General features: G+C 70.0%; 16 protein-coding genes. 7 read left to right on the top strand and 9 right to left on the bottom strand.

The genetic code is table 11. From position 1 onward, the window contains the following. Positions 1–8 precede the first annotated feature (8 nt). Positions 9–563 carry a hypothetical protein gene (locus QLQ12_RS31140; protein WP_282764085.1) on the top strand — a complete coding sequence of 185 codons (555 nt, stop codon included), beginning with the start codon at positions 9–11 and terminating at the stop codon, positions 561–563. Here QLQ12_RS31140 and QLQ12_RS31135 read toward each other — a convergent pair. The 3 genes from QLQ12_RS31135 to QLQ12_RS31125 are packed head-to-tail and all read right to left on the bottom strand — an operon-like array spanning position 549 to position 3556. After that, on the bottom strand, positions 549–1100 hold the full coding sequence (locus QLQ12_RS31135) for an ECF transporter S component (protein WP_282764084.1): 552 nt from the start codon (positions 1098–1100) through the stop codon (positions 549–551). The two genes, QLQ12_RS31140 and QLQ12_RS31135, sit on opposite strands and share 15 nt — an antisense overlap. After that, on the bottom strand, positions 1101–1868 hold the full coding sequence (locus tag QLQ12_RS31130) for an energy-coupling factor transporter transmembrane component T (protein WP_282764083.1): 768 nt from the start codon (positions 1866–1868) through the stop codon (positions 1101–1103). Beyond that, positions 1865–3556, bottom strand: a complete 1692-nt coding sequence (locus QLQ12_RS31125; protein WP_282764082.1) for an ABC transporter ATP-binding protein — start codon at positions 3554–3556, stop codon at positions 1865–1867. The genes QLQ12_RS31130 and QLQ12_RS31125 overlap by 4 nt, the downstream gene beginning before the upstream one ends. 152 nt (positions 3557–3708) lie before the next feature. Here QLQ12_RS31125 and QLQ12_RS31120 point away from each other — a divergent pair, with 152 nt between their 5' ends. The 3 genes from QLQ12_RS31120 (at position 3709) to sodN (ending at position 5652) form a co-directional block, all read left to right on the top strand. Continuing rightward, the gene (locus QLQ12_RS31120) at positions 3709–4524 is read left to right on the top strand and encodes a hypothetical protein (protein ID WP_282764081.1); all 816 of its coding nucleotides are present in this window, start codon (positions 3709–3711) and stop codon (positions 4522–4524) included. Positions 4525–4735: 211 nt separating this feature from the next. Next, positions 4736–5248, top strand: a complete 513-nt coding sequence (locus QLQ12_RS31115) for a flavin reductase family protein (protein ID WP_282764080.1) — start codon at positions 4736–4738, stop codon at positions 5246–5248. Beyond that, on the top strand, positions 5248–5652 hold the full coding sequence (sodN, locus tag QLQ12_RS31110; RefSeq protein ID WP_282764078.1) for a superoxide dismutase, Ni: 405 nt from the start codon (positions 5248–5250) through the stop codon (positions 5650–5652). Before QLQ12_RS31115 ends, sodN begins: the two co-directional genes overlap by 1 nt. A gap of 140 nt (positions 5653–5792) precedes the next feature. On the opposite strand, the gene QLQ12_RS31105 is transcribed toward sodN, so the two are convergent. Both QLQ12_RS31105 and QLQ12_RS31100 read right to left on the bottom strand, forming a co-directional pair. Continuing rightward, entirely contained in the window at positions 5793–6407 is a 615-nt protein-coding gene (locus tag QLQ12_RS31105; protein ID WP_282764077.1) for a dihydrofolate reductase family protein, read from the bottom strand. A gap of 139 nt (positions 6408–6546) precedes the next feature. Beyond that, a complete protein-coding gene (locus tag QLQ12_RS31100; RefSeq protein ID WP_282764076.1) occupies positions 6547–7923 on the bottom strand; it encodes a chitinase in 1377 nt (458 codons plus the stop codon). A 221-nt stretch (positions 7924–8144) separates the two neighbouring features. Here QLQ12_RS31100 and QLQ12_RS31095 point away from each other — a divergent pair, with 221 nt between their 5' ends. Then, positions 8145–9326 (top strand): LCP family protein, encoded by a 1182-nt coding sequence (locus tag QLQ12_RS31095; RefSeq protein WP_456049090.1) that lies wholly within the window; start codon positions 8145–8147, stop codon positions 9324–9326. A gap of 64 nt (positions 9327–9390) precedes the next feature. On the opposite strand, the gene QLQ12_RS31090 is transcribed toward QLQ12_RS31095, so the two are convergent. Continuing rightward, on the bottom strand, positions 9391–10638 hold the full coding sequence (locus tag QLQ12_RS31090; RefSeq protein ID WP_282764075.1) for a family 16 glycosylhydrolase: 1248 nt from the start codon (positions 10636–10638) through the stop codon (positions 9391–9393). A 202-nt stretch (positions 10639–10840) separates the two neighbouring features. Here QLQ12_RS31090 and QLQ12_RS31085 point away from each other — a divergent pair, with 202 nt between their 5' ends. Both QLQ12_RS31085 and alr read left to right on the top strand, forming a co-directional pair. After that, positions 10841–11908, top strand: a complete 1068-nt coding sequence (locus tag QLQ12_RS31085) for a D-alanine--D-alanine ligase family protein (RefSeq protein WP_407651637.1) — start codon at positions 10841–10843, stop codon at positions 11906–11908. Continuing rightward, entirely contained in the window at positions 11905–13053 is a 1149-nt protein-coding gene (alr, locus tag QLQ12_RS31080) for an alanine racemase (RefSeq protein WP_282764073.1), read from the top strand. The genes QLQ12_RS31085 and alr overlap by 4 nt, the downstream gene beginning before the upstream one ends. Here alr and QLQ12_RS31075 read toward each other — a convergent pair. The 3 genes from QLQ12_RS31075 to QLQ12_RS31065 all read right to left on the bottom strand — a co-directional run bounded on the left by QLQ12_RS31075 (position 13028) and on the right by QLQ12_RS31065 (position 15114). Next, complete coding sequence (locus tag QLQ12_RS31075; RefSeq protein ID WP_282764072.1) at positions 13028–14098, bottom strand: HAMP domain-containing sensor histidine kinase; 1071 nt, start codon at positions 14096–14098, stop codon at positions 13028–13030. The genes alr and QLQ12_RS31075 overlap by 26 nt on opposite strands. After that, the gene (locus tag QLQ12_RS31070; RefSeq protein ID WP_282764154.1) at positions 14095–14754 is read right to left on the bottom strand and encodes a response regulator transcription factor; all 660 of its coding nucleotides are present in this window, start codon (positions 14752–14754) and stop codon (positions 14095–14097) included. Before QLQ12_RS31070 ends, QLQ12_RS31075 begins: the two co-directional genes overlap by 4 nt. A gap of 165 nt (positions 14755–14919) precedes the next feature. Beyond that, complete coding sequence (locus QLQ12_RS31065) at positions 14920–15114, bottom strand: hypothetical protein (RefSeq protein WP_282764071.1); 195 nt, start codon at positions 15112–15114, stop codon at positions 14920–14922. Between the last annotated feature and the right edge of the window lie 112 nt (positions 15115–15226).

The raw sequence follows: 15226 nt of genomic DNA, 5'->3' as shown, positions 1-15226 counted from the left end.
TGCTGCGTATGAACGTCCGCCGGATCAGCTCGCGCCAGGTCGCATTGACGGCCACTTTTCTCGCTCTGGCGGCGGGTGGGGTCGCGGCCTGCGACAGCCCGGAGCCCGAGCCGGAATGGGACGTGTCCTACTCCTCCGACTCATCCGGTTCATCCGGCTCGTCGAGCTCGTCGGGCTCGTCGGGCTCGTCGGGCTCGTCGGGCTCGTCGGGCTCGTCCGGCGAAGAAATCACCTACGAGGAGGAGGGGTCCGAGGAGGACCAGGTCTTCTACTGCGCCGACGAATTCGGTGACATCGCCGGCGAGGAGTACTGCTCCGACGAAGGCAGCCCGGGCGGCCTCTACTTCCTCTGGCACTCCACCGGATATCCCCGGAACCTCTCACCGGGGGACCGGCTGGACGGGGGCGACAACTTCCCGCCCGAGGACCGGGCCTCCCGGAGAGCGTTCGGGCTCAAGGACAAGGGCCTCGTCGCCAACGGCACCGTCAAGACCAATGTGGTGGGACGCGGCAGCAGCGGCTCCTCCACGGTCACCGGCGCCACCGGCTCATCGGGCGGCTGACACCGGCGCGATGCCGCGGGCCACGCCGGCCGCGGCCAGCCGCCCGGCGATCACCAGACCGATCTTGATGAAGGCCAGCGTGCTCCCGAGCAGCAGGACGAAGAAGCCCGCCTGCGCCGCGACCGTCATGTCGTCGATGTTGAAGTACGCGTAGGCGCTGATCGCGTAGTAGGCCTGGAACAGCACCCCCATCACGTAGAACAGCCACGGCCGCCAGATCCGGTACCGGGTGACCAGGAAGCCCACCTCCAGCGCGGCGCCGACCATCAGGTTGGTCACGATGGCGCTCGGCCCGGCCGGGGACGCGATGTTGATGATGCCCGCGAGCAGCATGGTCAGCACCGCGGCGCCGGGCCGGCGCAGCACGGCGAGCGCGACGACCGGCCCGAGGAACCACACACCGGCCATCGCCGCGTAGGCCAGCGGAGCCGCCGCGGAGATCGTGAAGGACACGAAGAAGGCGGGTATCAGCAGGACGCCGGTGGCCGCGCCGATCGCGGCGCAGGCCATCAGGTAGCGGGTGGTCAAGGTCTTCATCTAGAGGACTCCAGTGAGATGGGGAACGAAACACACGGCGACGAGCCAGAGCGCGAGTACGGCGTCGCGGGCACGCAGCGGGACGTGACGGCGTTCGGTACGGGTCGGATGCGCCCCGAACCCACGCGCCTCCATCGCCAGCGAGACCCGGTCACCGTGCCGCATGGCCCCGGCCAACAGCGGCACGGCGTACCCGCTGTACCGGCGCAGCGTGGCGACCGGCCCGCGCCCGCCGTCCACCCCGCGCACCCGGTGAGCCAGCCGGATGATCTCCAGGTCGCGCCGGAACCGGGGCACGAACCGCATCGCCGCGAACCCCGCGTACCCGATCCGGTAGGGCATCCGCAGGTGCGCGATCATCGACCGGACCAGGTCGGTCCCGTCCGTGGTCAGGCCCGCGATCAGGGCGAGCAGCATCACCGCGGCCACCCGCAGCCCGGTCGCCAGACCGGTGACCAGCGCCCCCGACCAGAGGGTGAACGGCCCGAGTTCGAGGACAGCCGTGGTGTCGTCGACCAGCGCCGGATCGGTCCACACCCCGAACGACACGGTCAGCAGCGCGACCAGCAGCGGCGGCCCGGCCAGCAGCCAGGCCAGGGTGCGCGCGCGCGGCCGGCCGGCGATCAGCAGCATGACCAGCCCGATCACGGCGAACACGGCCGGCGTCCACAGGTCCCGGGACAGGCCCGCGACGATCATGGCCGGCACCGGGGCGAGAACCTTCACCACCGGGTTGTAGGAGCGCAGCGAGAGGATCGAGTCGCTCATCGGGCCGTCTCGCACGCGGGCAGGTCGGCCAGGCGGGTCAGCCCGTGCCACTCCGGATGGTGGGTGAGGGCACGGACGGCCTGCGCGATCGGCGGTGGCCGCAGACCCGCGGCGGCCAGGACCGCGGCGTCGGCGTAGACCTCCGCGGGCGGGCCGTCGGCGATCACCCGGCCCTCGGCGAGGACGAGGAGGCGGGTCGCGTATTCCGCGACCAGGTGCATGTCATGGCTGACCACGACGACCGTGGTCCCGTCGCGGTGCAGTGCGTCCAGCAGGTCGAGCAGCTCGGCGGCCCGCTCCCGGTCCTGGCCGAACGTCGGCTCGTCGAGCACCAGCACCTTCGGCCTGGTGACCAGGGCGGTGCCGACCGAGAGACGGCGTTTCTGCCCGCCGGAGAGCAGGAACGGGTGCACGGTCCGCAGCTCCCGCAGGCCGAGGCGGTCGAGCAGATCATCGACGCGGGCGCCGATCTCGGCCGGCGACAGGCGGAGGACCCTCATGCCGTACGCCAGTTCGTCCTCGACCCGGTTGGTGAGGAACTGGTGCTCCGGGTTCTGGAAGACGAACCCGGCCGGCCCGGTGACCGTCACCGCGCCGCGCCGCGCGCCGGCCACACCGGCGATGGCCTGCGCCAGGGTGGTCTTGCCGGCCCCGTTGGCGCCGGCCACCGCGACGAACTCGCCGGCGCGGACGGTCAGCGAGACGTCGTGCAGGACGGCGTGGCGTCCGTGGTGGACGGTGAGATTCCGTACCCGGATGGAGGGCTCCGGCGTGCTCTCCGCGGCGGACCGTGCCCGGGGCGGCGGCAGGGTGGGATGTTCGTCGAGCACGGCGGCCAGCTCGCGGGGCGTCAGCGGCAGCGGCTCCACCGCGATTCCGGCCGCCCGCAGCCGCAGCGCGGCGAGGGTGGCCACCGGCAGCCACACCCCCAGCGCGACCAACTCGTCCACGTGCTCGATCAGGGTGGTGCGGGCCGGGCCGTCGAGCACCACCCGGCCGGCCGCGTCCAGCACGATCACCCGGTCCACGAAGTCGATGGCAGCGTCCAGATTGTGCTCGACCAGCAGCACCGCACGGTCCCGCTCGGCGGCGATCTCCCGCAGCGTCCGGTAGACCTCCTCGACACCGGCCGGGTCGAGGTTCGCGGTCGGCTCGTCGAGCACCAGAACCGGGGTACGCAGCGCGAGCGCGCAGGCGATGGCGAGGCGCTGCCGGCCGCCGCCGGACAGGTGCTCCGGGTCGTCGTCGCGGCGCTCCCACAGACCGACGCGGCGCAGCGCTTCCTCGGCCCGGCCCAGCACCTCGCCGACCGGCAGCAGCAGGTTCTCCGGGCCGAAACAGACCTCGTCGAACAGTGTCGCGGTGACGATCTGGGCGTCCGGGTCCTGGAAGACCATGGCGACATCGGCCGCCAAGCCGGGCACGGTCGTGGCGGTGGTGTCGACGCCCGCGACGGTCACCGTGCCGTCCATCCGCGAGGTGACGACCTGCGGGATCAGGCCGTTGGTGGTCAGTGTGAGGGTCGACTTGCCGCACCCGGACGGGCCGAGCAGGAGCACCACCTCGCCGGCGCGCAGCTCGGCGGAGACCTCCTGCGGGCGGGGCGGGCCGTGGCTCATGGAGCCGTCTTCGCCGTACACCTCGTGCCGCACGGACACGCCGGTGAGCCGCAGCAGCACATCTGACATGCGGATAAGGATAGGCATACCTCATTCGAGCCGGTGATCTGCTCGATAGGGGAGCGCCCGGCCGGCGGGGCGGGCCGACGGGCGGGTCGCGCACCGCGCACCGGGCCGATAGCCTTCGGCCCTCCACCTCGGACAGAAGGAGATCACTCGACGTGAAGTTGCCAGTCGCCGCAGCCCTCGTGGCCGCGGCCACCGTTCTCGCCGCCACGCCCGCGCTCGCGGCACGGCCGGCCCACTCCGAGACCACGACGATCGAGCAGCCGGCCACCGCGGGGATGGCCGGGGCCGAGTCGTTCGTGCTGAGCACCGGCCTGACCGACGGCCAGCTCATCGGCAACGGCCCGAAGATCCGCCCGGTGTTCGCCGACGGAGTCACCGTGACCAAGGTGGAGGTCCTGGTCGAAGGCGTCGTCACCGACACGTTCAGCGCTCCGGTGCCGGAGGTGCTGACCCTCTACATGTCCGCGCGGTGGGAGACCAAGAAGCACGTCATGCTCACCGTCCGCGCTTACGACGCCGACGGCGGCATCGGTGAGGCGAGCACCCGGGTGCGGGTGGAGACCCATGCTCCACTGACGCTTCTCGAGCCCCGCGCCGGAGCCACTGTCAGCGGGGTGGTGAAGCTCCAGTTCTTCCCGAGAGACCCCGACATGGACCGGATCGAGGCGTACGACCAGTCCGGCCGGCTCATCGGGAAGCTCACCCAGGCTCCCTGGATCATGTACTGGGACACCACCGGGCTCAACGGCCCGACGACCCTGTCAACGGTCATCAGGGACCACGCCGACAACAACTGGGACTTCACCCGCACCTATCAGGTCGACAACGCCGGCCCGGCTGTCGCGAGCATCAGCCCGGAACACGACGCCCGGATCCGCGGCGACCAGGCGACCGACGCGCCGTCGGCCTACACGGTCACCCGGGCCGGCACCGTGCCGGCGCGCGACCCGCTCACGCACCGCCGCTGACCCTTTCCGTTTCATCGCCGACGGCCGTGACTTTCGTGCATTCGCGGGAGTCACGGCCGTCATCGTTTCCCGGCGGGGTCCTGGTCGCTCGGCGGCTTTCCCCCTCTTCGAGGCCGGAGTGAGCGATGCCTCACCGGCGCGGAGGTTGACCTCAATCCAGGTTGAGGTTCTACCGTCGTCCGGGTCGGCCACCGAGGAACGAGGGAAACAGTTGTTCAGCATCGAGACCGGCATCGGCGAGCGGTTCAAGGCCGCCTTCCGGCGCCATCCGACCGGCGTGGCGGTGATCGCCGCCGCCGGCCCCGGGGGACCGGCCGGCCTGACCGCCTCCAGCGTGGCCTCGGTCTCCGCCGACCCGCCGGCACTGTCGTTCTCGGTGCTCGGTTCCCGCTCGGCGCGGGCGGTCCTCGGGGCGCCGAGCTTCACCGTCAACCTGCTGGGCCCCCGGCACGTCGGACTGGCCCGCGACTTCGCCCGCTCCGGTGGGCCGCGCTTCACCGCCGGTCAGGGCTGGGACATGCTGCCGACCGGTGAGCCGATCCTGGTCGGCGCGATGGCCGGCCTGCGGTGCGCACCGTTGCGTCTCGTCCCGGTCGGTGAGTCGACGGTGGTCATCGCCTCGGTGCTCGAGGTGCTGCTCGGCCCGCCCGACGGCCGGCTCGTCCACCACGACCGCGAGTTCTTCACCTCCATCGACGAACCCTCTACCGACGAAGGAATCTGATGCGACTGCCCCGCCTGTTCACCCCGCGCACGGTCGTCAGCGCCCACTGCGACCTGCCGTGCGGCGTCTACGACCCGGCCCAGGCCCGGATCGAGGCCGAATCGCTCAAGGCGATCGCCGAGAAGTACCAGGCCAACGAGGACCCGGAGTTCCGCACCCGCGCCCTGATCATCAAGGAGCAGCGGGCCGAGCTGGTCAAGCACCACCTCTGGGTGCTGTGGACCGACTACTTCAAGGCCCCGCACTTCGAGAAGTACCCGCACCTGCACCAGCTCTTCAACGAGGCCACCAAGCTCGCCGGCGCCGGCGGCGCAAAGGGCTCCGCCGACCCCGCGGTCGCCGAGCAGTTGCTGGCGAAGATCGAGGAGATCTCCAAGATCTTCTGGGAGACGAAGCAGGGCTGACATGCGCGCGGGCGGTGTCCGCGTTTCCCGACGAGTACGGCAACGTGTGGCAGCTCGCGCTGAGCTGACCTCGCTGATCCGAGTTGCCTGATCGGTGCGGCGGCCCGACCACCGGGCCGCCGCACATCGCCGTCTCCGGCTCAGTCGCCGTCGGCGATGTGCTCGACGGCCTCGTCGTAACCGGCCGGGGCGGGCGCCTCGGCGGGCGCGTAGACGACCCGGATCACGCCGGTCGGGAACGCCTCCGTCGTCGTCACCTTCAGGTGGTAGGGCGCGTCGCCCTCGTCGAAGAGCCTCCGCCCCTTGCGGGCGGCCACCGGGTGCACGAGCAGGCGCAGCTCGTCGACCAGGCCGGCGGCGAGCAACTGCTGCACCACCGAGATCGAGCCGGGGATGAGGATGCCCTTGACGCCGGCGTCGGCCTTGAGCGCGCGGACGGCGTCGACGAGCTCGCCGTCGATCAATTCGGAATTGCGCCAGGAGAACTCCAGCGACTGGCGGGAGGCGACCACCTTGCGGATGTCTCCGAGCTGCTTGGCGAACGGCGCGTCCTCGCCGCCGGCGGCCTCCCGGTCCGGCCACGCTCCGGCGAAGCTGTCGTACGTCTCCCGGCCGATCAGCAGCACGTCGGCCGTGTCGTAGTCCTCGGTGACCGCGCGGCCCATGTTCTCGTCGAAGTACGGGAAGTGCCAAGCGGGGTCGATCTCAGCGACACCGTCGGCCGAGATGAACAGTGTGGAAATGACCTTCGCCATCGTGGTGGTCCCTTCGCGTCAGGTGGTTTCGGTGGGTAGACCGGCACGGCGACCGGAACTCATCGGTCCATCGTGAGACATGGGTCACCAGACGACGGGTGGGAATCCGGCCGAGGCCGGATTCCCACCCGTTCCGTTCTCAGTTCAGGGCGTTGAGGAACGGCTCGTGGTTGTTCCTGAACTCCCAGCCGTAGAACCGGTCCCAGTTGATAGACCAGGTCATCAGGCCGCGAAAGTCCGAGCTAGCGCCGCCGCGCGGGGTGTAGCCACCGCAGTTCGTGCCCTTCACCAGGCAGGTCACCGCCTGCTGGACACCGGCCGGTGCGACGTATCCGTTGCCCGAGCTGACCGAGCTGGGCGCGCCGAACGCGATCTGGTCCGCACGGAGGGCCGGGAACACGTTCGCGGTGTTGCCCGCGACGGGGAAGCCGGCCAGCAGCATGTCGGTCATCGCGATGTGGAAGTCCGCGCCGCCCATCGAGTGGTACTGGTTGTCCAGGCCCATGATCGAGCCGGAGTTGTAGTCCTGGACGTGCAACACGGTGATGTCGTTGCGCAGCGCGTGGATCACCGGCAGGTAGGAACCGGCCCGCGGATCCTGGCCGCCCCACGGACCCGACCCGTAGTACTGATAGCCGAGCTGGACGAAGAACGTCTCCGGGGCCATGGTCAGCACGAACCCGGCGCCGTACCGGGCCTTGAGCGACCTGATCGCGCTGATCAGGTTGACGATCACCGGGGTGGTCGGGTTCTTGAAGTCGGTGTCACCGGTGTTCAGCGACAGTGAGTGGCCCTCGAAGTCGATGTCGACGCCGTCCAGGCCGTACCTGTCGATGACGGCGCTGACCGAGCTGACGAACCTGTCCCGCGCCGCGGTGGTGGTGAGCTGCACCTGGCCGTTGGCGCCGCCGATGGAGAGCAGCACCTTCTTGCCGGCCGCGCGCTTGGCCCGGATCGCCGCGGTGAACTCGGCCTCGGTCTCCACGCCGGGGCACTCGGCGGCGGGGCAGAGAGTGAACCGGATGTCGCCGGAGGTGGCGCTGGTCGGCTCACCGAAGGACAGGTTGATGATGTCCCAGTCGGCGGGCACGTCGGCCATCCGCAGATAGCCGGCGCCGTTGGCGAAGCTGGCGTGCAGGTAGCCGATGAGCGCCCGCCTGGGCAGCCCGCCGACGGGAATCGGGGTGCTCGGCGAGGTGGAGGGGCCGGCACTCGGCGAAACGCTCGGCGAGGCGCTCGGCGCGGACGGGGACGGATTGGTCGTGCCGCCACAGGCACCGTTGTTGGTCCAGACGTCCCACTGCCCACTCTTGAGGGCCGGATCCTCGCCTTGGGTCCACCACTTCGCGGTGTAGTTGTCGCCGCCCTTGGAGGCGACGTTGTCCTTGACGTAGACGGCGGACGCGCTCCAGGCGGGAGCACAGGCCGCGGCCGCACTCGCGGTGGAGGCCACATGGACGACTGAGCATGCGGCTGCCACGCTGACCGCGGCCGCCAGGATCACGGATCGACGCATGGCCAATTATTAGGACTGTTAACTGAAAAAGTAAATAGGCTGAGATCGATGCCGTGCGCGCCGGTCACCAGCGGCCCCGGCCCGGCCGTGACCGGAGGGAGTAGCCTGCGGTCCGCGGGCGGCGACCATCTCCAAGATTCGCGAGCTACCTTATTGATGGCCAGTCATGACATCGAACCGCTGCCCCCGATGTTGACCGGCCGTGGGATCATGCGTGTCCGATGTCGGAGCCGTTGGTTGGAGCCGGGTTGACTAAGTCTGCGAAGCGCCGAGCACCGTTGTGGGCTCGGCTCAGTGCCGTCGGTGGTTGCCTGCTCATGATCGCCAGCGGCGGCACCCTGGTCACCGGTCAGGCCCTGGTCGCGAAATACACCGGCGGCATCACCAACGAGGACCTCCTCAACACCGGCGCCGCCCAGGCCTCGCCGAAGAAGGACATCAAGGGCCCGCTGACCATCCTGCTGGTCGGCATCGACCCGCGGAAGGACTCGACCCCGCCGCTGGCGGACTCGATCATCATCGCGCACATTCCGGCCGATATGAGCACGGCGTACCTCTTCTCCATGCCCCGCGACCTCTATGTCGAGATCCCGGCGGACGCGAAGTCGAACACCAGGGCGCGCCGGGCGAAAATCAACTCCGCGATGGCGGACGGCAGCCAGGTCAACGGCAAGATCGACGTCACCAACGGCTTCAAGGTGCTGTCGAAGGCCGTCTCCGGCGTCACCGGCATCAAGGAGTTCGACGCGGCGGCGATCATCAACTTCGGCGGCTTCAAGGACATCGTCGAGGCCCTGGGAGGCGTCTCCATGGTCATCGACATGGACGTGAAGTCCGAGCACCTGACGCCGGAGGGCAAGCAGCGCCCGCGGCTGCCGAACTGCCCGGTCACCAGCAAGTGCGAACACCCGTACACCGGCCCGCAGGCGTACTACAAGAAGAGCACCAAACCGGTCCGGCTCCAGCCGTGGCAGGCTCTGGACTACGTCCGGCAGCGCTACGAGTTCAAGGGCGGTCCCCCGATGACCGACTACGACCGGCAGCGGCACCAGCAGCAGTTCATCAAGGCGATGGCCAAGGAGGCGATGAGCAAGGACATCGTCACCGACGTCGGCAAGATGACGAAGATCCTGGACGCGGCCGGTAAGTCGCTGACCTTCGCCGGTGGCGGCAACGGCCCGATCGAGTGGGCGCTGGCGCTCAAGGACCTCAACGTCGACGACATGGTCACGGTCAAGCTGCGCGGCGGCGGCAAGTTCGAGAACCCGAGCAACAACACCGGCTACCTCGGTGAGGAGTTCATTCCCTCGCAGGTCGCCGATGAGTTCTTCGCCGCTGTCAGGACCGACCGGGTCGCCCCGTTCCTGCTCGACCATCCCGAGATCGTGAACATGGACAACTAGCGCCGCCGGCATGAGCAACGGGTGCGGGGACCGGTCGTCGACCGGTCCCCGCACCCGTTGGCGATCAGGCTCGGGACCACTTCTGGTTGGCGGTGCCGCCGCAGTCCCATAGCTGAAGCTGGGCGCCGTTGGTGCTGTTCCACGCCGCGATGTCGACGCACCGGTCGGCGGAGACGTTGACCAGGTCGCCGGCGGCCGACAGGGTGAACCGCTGCACCGGGTTGCCGTTGCAGGCGACCAGCTGGACCGGGACGCCGTTGGCCAACGCGCCACCGGCCGGGTCCATGCACTTGCCGAGGGCGCGGACCGTGCCGTCGCTGTTGAAGGTCCACTTCTGGGCGGCGGAGCCGTTGCAGTCGTACATCTGCAGGCGGGCGCCGTCGACGGCGTTGCCGCCGGGGATGTCGATGCAGCGGCCGTTGAGGTCGCTCCTCAGCGCGTCGCCGGTGGCCGGCGGCGGCGTGGTGGAGTCGTTCCAGGCCGAGACGCGGACGTAGTCGACCAGCATGGTCTGCGGGAACGACGTGGACGCGTCCGGACTGCCCGGCCAGTTACCGCCGACCGCCACGTTGAGGATCATGTAGAAGGGGTGGTCGAAGACCCACTGCCGGCCGCCGAGCGCGGCCGGGGTGACGCGGAAGTACTCGACGCCGTCCAGGTACCAGACGATCTGGTTCGGGGACCAGTCGACCGCGTACGCGTGGAAGGCGTCCCCGAGCGGCGCGCCGAGGGCGCGGCTGCCGCCGATCGCGCCGCCGCCGGAGTACCCGGGCCCGTGGACGGTGCCGTACAGCTTGTTCGGCTCCTTGCCGACGTTCTCCATGATGTCGATCTCGCCGGACTGCGGCCATCCGACGCCGCCCAGGTTGTCGCCGAGCATCCAGAACGCCGGCCAGATGCCCTGGCCTTTCGGGACCTTGATCCCGGCCTCGAAACGGCCGTACCGCTGGGTGAACTTGCCGGAGGTGAGGATCCGGCCCGACGTGTACTGGCACGAGCCGTACCAGCACTGGTAGTTGGCCGGATTCTCCTTACGGGCCGTGATCGCCAGGTGCCCCTGACCGTCCAGGCGGACGTTGTTCGTGGAGTTCGTGTAGTACTGGAACTCGCTGTTGCCGAAGCCGCCGCCGCCGACGTCGAAGTTCCACCTCGAGCCGTCGACCGCGGCGCCGGCGGCGCCGTTGAACTCGTCGGACCAGGTGACCGGGCCGATCGCGGCGTCCGCCGTGTCGCCGCGGGAGGCGATGGTGAGCGTGCCGGTCAGCGTGAGCGCGACGACTGCCGCGCCCAGGACTGTGCGTAACCTGCCCATGGGGATGCTCCGGGGGGAGAGGGGAACCGACGCTTGGTAACAGTGTTAAAAGTTCGACTGTCGTCGGTCAATGGAGCCAGGTTCCGGAACCGCCACCGGATAACACTTGTTACACGAGGGCCCGCCTGATGCCCGATATAAAAGTGAGATAAGCGACTGACTGACGCTCTGCCGACCGGTCGTACCCGATCATGTCCGGATGATGAGTATCCCCGGTGACTCCTCGGATGCCAGCGCCCTGACGAGGGTCGCGGTGATCTTCGGGGGGCGCAGCTCAGAACACGACGTCTCGTGCCGATCGGCCGCCTCCGTGTTCCGCGCGCTCGACCCCACCCGGTACGAGGTGGTGCCGATCCGCATCTCCCGGGAAGGCGTCTGGCTGTTCGTCGACGACGCGTCGTCCGTACCGCCGCAGGTGGAGATCTCGCCGATGCAGAGCATCGCCGAAGCGCTCGTGGCGCTCAAGTCGGTGGACGTCGCGTTCCCCTGCCTGCACGGCCCCTACGGCGAGGACGGCACCATCCAGTCGCTGCTCGAACTGGCCGGCATCCCCTACGTGGGCAGCGGTGTCCTGGCCAGCGCCGCCTCGATGGACAAGGAGTTCACCAAGCGGCTCGTCGCCTCCGAGGGCATCGCCGTCGCCGACGGCGTCGTCCTGCGGGAGGGCGAGTCCGAGGTGAGCGCCGCCGACCGCGAACGCCTGGGCCTTCCGGTCTTCGTCAAGCCGGCCCGCAGCGGGTCCAGCGTCGGGGTCTCCCGCGTCGACGACTGGGACGAGCTCGACGCGGCCGTCATCGAAGCCCGCAAGTGCGACGGCAAGGTGCTGGTCGAGGCCGCGGTCGTCGGCCGCGAGATCGACATCGCGGTGCTCGAGCTGCCGACCGGAGAGGTGACGACCGGCCCGGCCCTGGAGATCAACGTCCACGGCGCCGGCTTCTTCGACTTCGACGCCAAGTACTTCGCCGGCACCGCCGAGTTCGTCATCCCCGCCCCACTGCCGGCCGAGCACGCGGAACTGCTGGCCGACACCGCGCGCCGGGTCTTCGAGATCCTCGGCTGCGCCGGTCTGCTGCGTGCCGACTTCTTCCTCACCGAGGTCGACGGCGAGCCGGTCGCCGTGCTCAACGAGGTCAACACCATGCCCGGGTTCACCGAGAAATCGCAGTACCCGCAGATCTGGCAGACCGCCGGGCTGTCGTACTCGGCACTGCTGGACCGCCTGATCAGTACCGCCCTCGCCGGATCCCGGGTGCCGGCACTGACCGCGTGAGCACCCTGGCCCGCGCGCTGATCGACCTGGGCGCGATCGCGCACAACACCACGCTCCTCGCACGCGCCGCGGGGAGCGCCGGGCTCATGGCCGTGGTCAAGGCCAACGGGTTCGGTCACGGAGCACCGCAGGTGGCGCGGACCGCTGTCGCGAACGGCGCCGCCTGGCTCGGTGTGACGTCGCTCCGGGAGGCACTCGAACTGCGCGAGGCCGGCATCACGGCGCCGATCCTGATGTGGCTGTACACACCGCTCGACGACCTGGACGCGGCGCTCCTCAACGACGTTGACGTCTCGGTGAACTCGGCGGAAGCCCTGGAGTCGCTCGCCGCCGCGGCCGAACGGACCTCTCGTGTGGCGGCCGTGCACCTGAAGGCCGACACCGGGCTCTCCCGCGCCGGCGCCACCGCCGCGGAGTGGCCACACCTGGTCACCGTCGCCGCGAAGCTCCAGACCGCCGGTCTGATCCGGGTCCGCGGCGTCTGGTCGCACCTGGCGCACGCCGAGGACCCCGGCGACCCGGGCCTCCATCGGCAACTGGACGTCTTCGCGACCGCCCGCGCCCAGGCCGCCGAGGCGGGCATCGAACCGGCGCTGATTCATCTCGCCAACTCCGCGGCGCTGCTGCAGATCCCGCAGACCCACTTCGATCTGGTACGCCCGGGCGTCGCACTGTACGGAGTGGAGCCCGTCCCCGGCCGGTCGTTCGGACTGCGGCCGGCCATGACGCTGGAGGCCAGGGTCATCCTGACCAAGCGGGTCGGCCCCGGCACCGGTGTCTCGTACGGCCCCGACCACATCGTCGACCGGGAGACCACGCTGGCGCTGGTGCCGATCGGCTTCGCCGACGGCGTGCCCCGGCGGGTCTCCGGACAGGCCCGGGTCAGCGTCCACGGAACCAGGTGCCCGATCGTGGGCCGCGTCGCGATGGACCAGATGGTGGTGGACGTCGGCAACCTGCCGGTGTCCGCCGGCGACCGGGTGGTGCTCTTCGGCTCCGGCCAGGACGGCGAGCCGACCGTCGCCGACTGGGCCCAGTGGGCGGGCACCAACGCCCACGAGATCCTGACCGGCATCGGCACCCGGGTGGAACGCGTTCACGTCGGCGAGGACGTGCGGATCACCTCGTGGCGTACGGCAACCTGATCTCGACCCGCAGGCCGTCGCGCCCCGATGAGCGCGCGGAGATGACGCCGTTGTGGGCCCGCGAGATCGACCGTGCGATCGCCAGCCCCAGGCCGGCGCCACCGCTGTGGTCGATCCGTGTCCCGGACAGCCGGCGGAACGGCTCGAACAGGCCCGCCACCGCGTCCGGCGGCACGTCGTCGCCGGTGTTGGTGACCACCATGGCCGGCTCGTCGCCGACCTCGACATCGATCGTGCCGTCCGGCCGGTTGTACTTGATCGCGTTCTGCACCAGGTTGGTGACCAGGCGCTCCAGCAGCACCCGCTCGCCCAGCACGATCCTCGGCCGCAGCCGTCGCGTGATCGTCAGGCCGGCCTCGGCCGCACGGGCCTGATGGTCGTCCAACACCGCCGCGACGACCTCGTCGAGTCGTAGCGCCGTCCGTGAGACCAGCCCTCGGTCGCTCTCGCTGAGCACGAGCAGGCCCTCGATCAGGCGCTCGTTGCGCTCGTTGGTCGCCAGCAGCTGGGCGGCCACCAGCTCCAGCTTGCCCGGTTGCAGAGCCTGGCCCAGGCTCACCTCGATCAGCGTCCGCTGCACCGCGAGGGGCGTCCGCAGCTCGTGTGCCGCATTGGCCGCGAAGTGACGTTGCGCCTCGTACCCCACGGCGATGCGGTCCATCATCTCGTCGATCGACCGGGCCAGGACGGCGATCTCGTCGCTGCTGTCGCCGGGATTGAGCCGGTACCCGAGGTTCTGCGGGCCGACGTGGGCGATCACCGGCGCCAGCCGGCGGAACGGGCGCAGGCCCCACCGCACCGCCCAGAACACGAAGGTCAACATCGTTCCCGACAGCACCAGGAACAACACGGCGTACTGCATCCCCGGGTGCTCGGCGACCCGCTGGCACACCGCCGGGCGCTCCGGCGCCGGCCCGCACACCCCACGCCCGGCGATCCGCGTCACGATCAGCACCAGTTCGGTCAGCGCCGGCATCATCAGGCCCAGCACGAAGACGCTGCAGCAGACCAACATCAGGCGGCGTACGGGAGAGTCGGGTGTCATCGTTGCAGCCGGTATCCGACTCGGGGCACCGTGTGGATGATGGGCGGCTCACCGAGCTTCTTGCGCAGGGTCATGACCGTCACGCGTACCGAGTTGGTGAAGGGGTCGGCGTTCTCGTCCCACGCCTGCGCCAGCAGATCCTCCGCGCTCACGACCTGCCCGCCCGCACGCAGCAGCACCCGCAGCACCGCGAACTCCTTGGGCGTCAGGTTCAGCACCAGCCCGTCCCGGGAGGCGAAGTGCCGGACCGTGTCGAGCACCACGCCGTCCTGCTCCAGCACCGGCTTCAGCAGCGGCGCCGACCGGCGGGCCAGCGCCTGCACCCGGGCCACCAGCTCGGCGAACGCGAACGGCTTGGTCAGGTAGTCATCCGCGCCGAGGCCGAGCCCCTCGACCCGGTCGCGGATCCCGGCCGCCGCGGTGAGCAGCAGAACCCTGGTCTCGAGACCCGACTCGACCACCCGCCGGCACACCTCGTCCCCGGTGACCCCGGGCATGTCCCGGTCCAGGACGGCGACGTCGTAGCGGTTCTCGTTGATCCGCTCCAGCGCGTGGTCGCCGGTGTAGACGACGTCCACGGCGATGGCGAACTGGCGCAGCCCGTCGGCCACCGTGTCAGCCAGAGTCCGCTCGTCGTCCGCGACCAGCACCCGCACGCCGTCCACCCCCCGTGTCATTCAAACGGGTCCAAGGATAGGGACGTGATCAAATCCCACCTTGAGCGTTCGCCGCCCGGCGGTTGCGGGCACTCGCGGCGGGCACGCCTGAGTGTTCACGCGGCCGGGCTCACTCAGCCCGGCCGCGTGCCGAAGGTGTGAAGGTCAGCCGCTTCGCCGGTTGCCGTACTGGCGAGGGCTCTGGACGGTGCCGGAACGGACCTGGCGCTGGCCGACCGCGCCCGTGGCGTGGTTGGCGGTCGGCTTGCCCTTGGCCCGGCGCGCCGCCCGGTTGGCGAACGGCTCGGGCGACTCCTCGGTTTCCTGCTCTGATCCGGCGTCCGCGGTTGGGTCGGTCATCGATGTCTCCTTGTGCTGTTCGAGACCGAATGAGTCGCTGCCGGCCCCGAAACGCGACGTCCGCGATAGGAAGACGGTAGCGCAGTCGCGGCCACCGGCAGCGCCTCCCGGA

The organism is Actinoplanes sandaracinus, assembly GCF_030009775.1.
In the GTDB taxonomy this organism is placed as follows: domain Bacteria; phylum Actinomycetota; class Actinomycetes; order Mycobacteriales; family Micromonosporaceae; genus Actinoplanes; species Actinoplanes sandaracinus.
This window is presented reverse-complemented; position numbering and strand designations above follow the sequence as displayed.